We start from the raw sequence: 6,606 nt of genomic DNA on the forward strand, positions 1-6,606 counted from the left end.
CCTGCGCCATCCAAAACCATCCGCACGGCACGTTCGCGCACTTCAGGTGAATATTTGTTCGTTGTTTTGTTCATGATGCTCCATCCTACTCATGAGTTGGAGCCTCCGGCAAACCTGGCGCGGTTCAATCTTCGAATACATCAACGGCTTCTACAATCCGCGCCGCCGCCATTCATCATTGGGGTGGAAAAGCCCCGTCGCATTCGAGCGGAAGGTGGCTTAAACGAGCACTTGGGGCGGCATCAAACCGCGACAGGTCCAGTCATTCAACGCATGTGCAGCCCAACGCCACTTTGGGCCGTCGATGCAAATCAATGATTTCTATTCTCGCTAATATGAGTGACCTGCGCCTACCGCATTGAGTGCGCTCGACAGGCGTAGGTCGCCAATTTGATTAACGTCCCGCAGTTGAGGGCGATCCGCCGAGGTTATTCTTGAATATACACGACGTGTGTCACCATGAATTCGTAAAGCCCGTGCTTGCCATCGGCACCACCAATACCAGATTTTCTGTGACCTGCGTGGTAGCCCTGCATTGCTTCAAAGTTCTCACGATTGATATAGGTTTCGCCGAACTTCAGCTCACGCGCAGCCTGCATGGCTGAACTTAGATCTCGGGTGTAAATTGAAGACGTCAGACCATATTCACTGTCATTTGAAAGGCCGATCGCCTCTTCGAGACTTTCCACCGCTTGGATTGGAAGAACCGGTCCAAATGTTTCGCGCCGCATGATGTCCATCTCATGGGTTGCACCAGTGATCACCGTCGGTTGGAAATGGAACCCGCGTCCCAGATCGGCCGGTTTGCCGCCGCACACGATGGTTGCGCCCTGTTTTTGTGCCAACTCAACTGCAGCAGTCACCTTGTTGAGGCCAATCTGGTTCACCAGCGGCCCCATATCTAGGTCGTCGTCCTCTGAGGGATCTCCGTAGCGGGTGGCCTCAAAATGCGCTGTCAGCTTTTCAACGAACACGTCATGGACCTCGCGTTCGACATACACTCGTTCAGCGCAGTTGCAGACCTGTCCGGTGTTGATGATCCGTGAATCATAGATGGCTTTGGCAGCCAGATCGAGATCGGCATCCTTCAAAACAATCGCAGGAGCCTTGCCGCCCAGTTCCAAATTGACTCGCGTTAGGTTTTTGCCTGCTTCTTGCATAATATGCGACCCAGTCGCGACGCTGCCCGTAAAGGTAATCAAATCCACCTCAGGATGCGAAATTAGGGCTTTACCCGCCACAGACCCGCGCCCGCCAACAAGATTGAAAACCCCTTTTGGCAAATCTGTTTCGGCCAACAACTCAGCAAAGAGATATGCGTTGATAGGGGTTTCTTCGCTTGGTTTAATGACAATAGTGTTGCCCGTGACCAGTGCTGGGGCAAGTTTACGCGCAATTAAGAAGAACGGGAAATTCCATGGTAGGATGCCTGCCACGACGCCGATCGGCTTACGCATGAGCAGCATGGTTTCTTTCGGCCGATCACTGGTCAGAACTTCGCCTTCGATCCGTCGAGCCCATTCCGCCATGTAGTCGATGTAATCCGCAGTGAAATCTACTTCGACCTGAGCGAGACCACGCACCTTACCCTGCTCTTTGACGATCGTATCGGCGAGTTCTAGGCGATGCTCCCGCAGCTTGGCTGAGATCTTGCGCAGGTAGGCTGCGCGCTCTATCGCGGGTAACTTTTCCCACGGACCCTGAGCCCGCCGTGCCGCCCGCACCGCCCTGTCAACGGTCTCTGAGCTCGTTTCAGGAATGCGCCCCAAAAGCACGCCACTGGCAGGGTTCAGGACGTCAATCATCTCACCGCTATTGGCGACAAAAGCCCCATCAACATAGTTGCGATAATCCTGTGGCTGCTCGGAAAATCTCTCGGCGGGTTTGCGCAGGGGGGTATCCGTGGTCATTTTAATTTCCTCCTCTATAGGGTTTGGTCGCTGATGGCGTTGCCGCCAAACACTTGAAGGAAATGTTGAAGTCATTTCATTAGGATACAATCCCTGTATCCGCACGACCCTAAAAAACCGGCTCGGATCTGAGCCGGTTTACGGGCCTCAGTTCAGGCGACGTCGATCAAGGCTGTGGGTATTGATTTTACGCTTGATCGTTGCGTGACTAATGTTCAGATCACGCGCCGTCGCCGTAACGTTGCCGCCGTTGCGAATAAGCCAACGCCGCAAGACGCTGTATTCGGCCCCCTGCAACGTATCATCCAAAGTATTCAGAGATTTGGCAAACAAGTCGTGCGCGATGACGCCCGCAGTCAAGGCCGCCCCGGTTAGGCCAAAGGCACGCCGCGCCCCGCGAGTGGCCCCCGTGATGACATCATCACGATCCACCGCAATCAAGATCCCGCCCGAGCGGGTTTCGCCGGGGATAGAGATGATCCGATTATCGGCAAAGGTTTGGTGGAAATGATCCATCTCGATCTGCCGTGTCGCATCCGAAATGCTGGACATCAACAAGCCGACAGGGGCCTGTTCGCTGGCGCGGCCATAATAGGTGATGTTCGCCGCCCCCGCCAACGTTCCGTGGTCATCAAAGAACGGGGCAGATACACACGTGATGCTCAGCGGGCTGGCGTAAAAATGCTGATCCGGTCGGACATATAAGGCGCGACGCTCGACCAGTGACGTTCCAATTCCGTTGGTGCCGCTGTGCGCTTCACTCCAGTCGACCCCTTCGCATAGGCCGCGCTTTCGCAGGTCTGGCATATCGGTTTCCGGGCCCCAACACAGAACCGGAACACCCTGCGCATTGCTGACCAGAACACACACACCACGATTTCCGATAGCGCGACGCAATCGTTCTAACGTTGGGGTGGCGCTTGCAAGCAAGGGCCCCAGCGGCTCGGATAGAGCACGTAGTTCTATGTCGGTCACGCGCTGTGGCTTTGGTGCCATCTCGGGGTCAAGCCCGTGCAAATGCACGCACCGATGCCAGGATGCCGCAAGAGGCAACCGCGAGATGTCTTTGGCTATAAGAACCTTGCGCACATGCACCGCATGCGACGTCAAATCGGTCATCGCTCCGCCCTCCCTTCAACTGCTGACCTGGGAGAAGATCAGCAGCGCCTCCGCCCACTAGATTAGCCTTGGGTAGCGATGAGTCAACTTTTCACCCAACAGCCAATGCGCCGAAGCTGGGTTGTTAAGAATACGATGCCAAGTGAGTGCGGTCCATTTCATGGGGGCACGGTCGGCGATTACGCATAAAAGCAGTCTGATCCACAGGCCAAAGCCATTTATTGGGATAGCCGTCAAAACTCAAACAATTGATCCCTGCTTGCAGGCTGTGCGCGGATGGAACGTTCAGGATAACATAGCAGTCTGGCCAACGGCACAGCTGCAATAGCGCACGAAGTGTTGTTTAATCGTGCGATCACAACCGTCTAGGTTTCGGACACAGGTGGTCAGATGCCTCTAAATGCCTCGCAGCATCAATATTGGCCTTAGTGACCCCGCGCCGGTGGCGGCGGCGACGCGACTGGCAGGGTCGGGCCGTTCACTCCAAAACATCGCGCCAAGAATGCTTCGGCTGAAACCCGACCAACGTCTTCGCCTTTTTGTTGCAAAAGAAGGTCTCGTTTGCGCCCATCTTACCACGCACTTCGACACCGTCATAGAACTGCGCGATCACCTGATCCGACGTGATGCCGACCGACATGTCGTCATTCGATACGTTGAATACTTCAAATCCCAATCCGTCGGTGTTCAGGCAGCAATCGACCATATGCCCCAGATCGCGGGCATCTATATACGCAAAGACATTGCGTCGCCGCAAAGCCGGGTTTGCCATGAAGGATGGGAAGTTTTCGGCATATTCGTGCGGCTCGATCACGTTGTTGATCCGCAATCCGTAAATGTCGGCACCGGTCCGAGCCTGAAAGGAACGGGCGGTCATCTCATTGCAGACCTTCGACATGGCGTAGCTGTCGTGGGGCACGGTCGGGTGGGTTTCATCAATCGGCACGAAGTCGGGTTTCATCTCTCCGTCCGCAAAACATATGCCATACGTTGTCTCAGAGCTTGCGAAGATCACCTTCGGGACGCCCAACTTCACAGCCGCCTCGATGACGTTGTAGGTGCTCAGAGTGTTCTGCCGAAAACACTCGCCGTCCGTGCCGATCATGACGCGGGGGATTGCCGCGAAATGCACGACCGCGTCATATTTCGGAACACCGGTGCCTGCGTCCAACTCTGCGCCTTCGACGAACTGGGACATGGCGCCAATGACCTGGCCAGCGTCGCAGAGGTCGACCAACAACTCGGGGCAATTCAGCCCGGACGGAGTTCGATCCACATTCACTACATGGTGGCCTTGCGCCTGCAAGTGCCGGATGGCCCATCGGCCTGCCTTGCCGCTGCCGCCTGTAAAGAAAACCCTCATGGAACCCTCTCTCATTTCGCCCCTCGGCGCTTTTCTTGTTTGTGCCTGACATTGAACCACCAATGGCTTGTTGAGCAAGGCAGGACCTCTGGCTCAACCGCATTACTGGGATGTCCTCGTTCATCTGCACGCGGATGTGGTGATCCTCAATGCCGGGATCATGGAGGCCGAGGATTATACTGGAAATCCTGTATTGCTTGACGTGGTCGAGCGGACCACCGAGACGACCCTTGATGGGACGATTTGACTGGGTGCCGCGCTGCTTCCACATCTCCAAGGCCGTCTGGAAGGCCACGTTGGTGTCGGTCTCCTCGGGTTGTGCCTTCGTCCTCAAGGTGGCAAATCCGGTCTATTCCGCAGCCAAGGTGGCGATCTATGCCTGGACCGAAGCGTTGCACCAGCAATTGCGCCGCAGCCCAGTTGCCGTGTACGAGATCGTGACACCTCTGGTCGCGGTGGAACTCACACCGGGACAGCCGCAAGTATCGGCGGCGTTGCCCTTGGATGACGTTATAAATGAGGTGATGGAACTGTTGTGGAAAGATAGGATTTGCAAATATTATTCAGCAGTCAACAAGCTCAAATACGGAAAAGGCGCGAGTGATCGGGAATTTCTCAACGCGTGATCAGACTTGTTCATGAGAAGCCCTTTGAAAACACTACGCGGCAAGAAAAACACGCGCTTTTACTCCTTATAGAATTTGGCGTACCTAGCCTTCTCGAAGGGCTCGCTACATCAGTTCTCGAGGCTCATGAATCCCTCGAAAATCGGTAGTTTTGCGAACTCGATTTCCGACAAAACGCTACGCGGCGACTGCCGCATCACCAAGTTAGAAAGCCCCAACAACCTATGTCTAAGCCGTGCATGAAAATCGTGTTGGTCACGCCCGAAATTCCGTACAATACGGGTGCGATTGGCCGGACCTGTGTTGCGTTGAACCTAGAACTGATTTTGATCAAACCCTACGGGTTTTCCCTTGATGAGAAGGCCGTGCGGCGGGCAGGGACGGACTATTGGAAATATGTTCACCTTAGCGAATATGACAGCTGGAAAGATTTTTTGGAGGCTCGTACGCCAAGTCGCGACAGCCTGTTCTTTTTTGAAGAAACCGGGGCCCAAACGCTTTACGATGCTGACTATCAACAGGACGCATTTTTGGTATTCGGCTGTGAATCCAAAGGCCTGCCATTGGCGATATTAAATGGGATGGATGATCGGACATACAGCTTGCCCATGCTCGATTCACGGGTCCGATCGCTCAATTTGGCGAATGTAGCAACAGCAGTTGTCTATCAAGCTATGCGTACTCAGTTGGGCGGCTGAAAGCTGGTGATGGCTCGCGCGGGCAGCAGATCGTGGCGGCGGCGGTGATTGATGGTCATGAAGGACTTTGCAATTTTGTCGGTTGCAGTGAACGTTGGTTCGCGGTCTCAGGCTATGATCCGCAGTCCCAGCATCCAAAGTCCCATTGCGGCCATGATCAGATTTTCACTCAATGAGATAAACCCAAGCGGTACGTTCGATCCGCCGCCGACACAGGCACATTTCAGATCGCGCTTGTCGATATAGACGGCCTTAATCACGCTGACCGCGCTGATCGTGCCGATGAAGATAGCAACCGGGGCCACGAGCCAGATCAGCGCGCTGCCAGTGCCGATCAGGGCGATCATGCCAACACCTGCGTAAAGTTCCGCAAATGGATAGGCATAGCCGTAGGGCACATACCGCCGCGCCAGCAGGTCATAGCCCAAAAAGCCATTCACGAAACCTTCGACATCCTGCAATTTCTGGATCGCAAGCACGACCATCGAACCGGCGAAAAACCACTTCAGAAATGTCAGGATTGGGAGCCCGTCATAGAGGTTCAAGATGATTGCCAGTGCCATCAGTGCCGTCGAGGCGAAGATCGCGATCACCGGCGTGTAGATCGTATCGTCCTTCCCAACCACGCGATACCCGAAGTGTTTCTTTAAATCGGTATAGCCACCGATCCGCTCGCCACCGGGCTCTGTTGCGCAAATCCTGCTTGGGATTCACCACGTGAATCCAATATGGTAGCTGATGCGCATGAGCATACCCGCAAAGGCGACCTACAAGACGACGAACTGGCATGACTACAACCTCGCGCTGAAACAGCGTGGATCGCTGACCGTCTGGTTCGATCCGGATATGGTGTGGGAGGCGGCACTCTCCGGGAAACGTGGACGTCAACA

Annotated in this window: 7 protein-coding genes and 2 pseudogenes; 5 read left to right on the top strand and 4 right to left on the bottom strand. The window is 54.8% G+C overall.

Features of this window, described 5'->3' with window-relative positions:
- Positions 1-124 precede the first annotated feature (124 nt).
- Positions 125-223: pseudogene (locus tag BV911_RS20450) on the top strand (IS3 family transposase); the annotation flags it as partial.
- A gap of 205 nt (positions 224-428) precedes the next feature.
- On the opposite strand, the gene aldA reads toward BV911_RS20450, so the two are convergent.
- From aldA to BV911_RS18185, 3 genes are all read right to left on the bottom strand, one after another.
- Complete coding sequence (gene aldA, locus BV911_RS18175; protein ID WP_086054982.1) at positions 429-1,910, bottom strand: aldehyde dehydrogenase; 1,482 nt, start codon at positions 1,908-1,910, stop codon at positions 429-431.
- Positions 1,911-2,057: 147 nt separating this feature from the next.
- Positions 2,058-3,029 (bottom strand): GAF domain-containing protein, encoded by a 972-nt coding sequence (locus BV911_RS18180; RefSeq protein ID WP_086054983.1) that lies wholly within the window; start codon positions 3,027-3,029, stop codon positions 2,058-2,060.
- Positions 3,030-3,507: 478 nt separating this feature from the next.
- Positions 3,508-4,392 carry an NAD(P)-dependent oxidoreductase gene (locus BV911_RS18185; RefSeq protein WP_086054984.1) on the bottom strand — a complete coding sequence of 295 codons (885 nt, stop codon included), beginning with the start codon at positions 4,390-4,392 and terminating at the stop codon, positions 3,508-3,510.
- A gap of 70 nt (positions 4,393-4,462) precedes the next feature.
- On the opposite strand from BV911_RS18185, the gene BV911_RS20135 reads away from it, so the two are divergent.
- The 3 genes from BV911_RS20135 (at position 4,463) to BV911_RS18195 (ending at position 5,716) form a co-directional block, all read left to right on the top strand.
- Positions 4,463-4,639 carry a hypothetical protein gene (locus BV911_RS20135; RefSeq protein WP_240512357.1) on the top strand — a complete coding sequence of 59 codons (177 nt, stop codon included), beginning with the start codon at positions 4,463-4,465 and terminating at the stop codon, positions 4,637-4,639.
- Positions 4,626-5,018, top strand: coding sequence for an SDR family NAD(P)-dependent oxidoreductase (locus BV911_RS18190; RefSeq protein ID WP_240512359.1), 393 nt, complete (start codon positions 4,626-4,628; stop codon positions 5,016-5,018). The genes BV911_RS20135 and BV911_RS18190 overlap by 14 nt, the downstream gene beginning before the upstream one ends.
- Before the next feature lie 239 nt (positions 5,019-5,257).
- Complete coding sequence (locus tag BV911_RS18195) at positions 5,258-5,716, top strand: tRNA (cytidine(34)-2'-O)-methyltransferase (RefSeq protein ID WP_371588350.1); 459 nt, start codon at positions 5,258-5,260, stop codon at positions 5,714-5,716.
- 107 nt (positions 5,717-5,823) lie between these two features.
- Here the strand turns inward: BV911_RS18195 and BV911_RS18200 are convergent, their stop codons facing one another.
- Entirely contained in the window at positions 5,824-6,342 is a 519-nt protein-coding gene (locus tag BV911_RS18200; protein WP_086054986.1) for a MauE/DoxX family redox-associated membrane protein, read from the bottom strand.
- A 118-nt stretch (positions 6,343-6,460) separates the two neighbouring features.
- Here BV911_RS18200 and BV911_RS19350 point away from each other — a divergent pair.
- A pseudogene (locus BV911_RS19350) lies at positions 6,461-6,606 on the top strand (IS5/IS1182 family transposase); the annotation flags it as partial.

The organism is Pseudoruegeria sp. SK021 (assembly GCF_002119405.1).
GTDB lineage: Bacteria > Pseudomonadota > Alphaproteobacteria > Rhodobacterales > Rhodobacteraceae > Meridianimarinicoccus.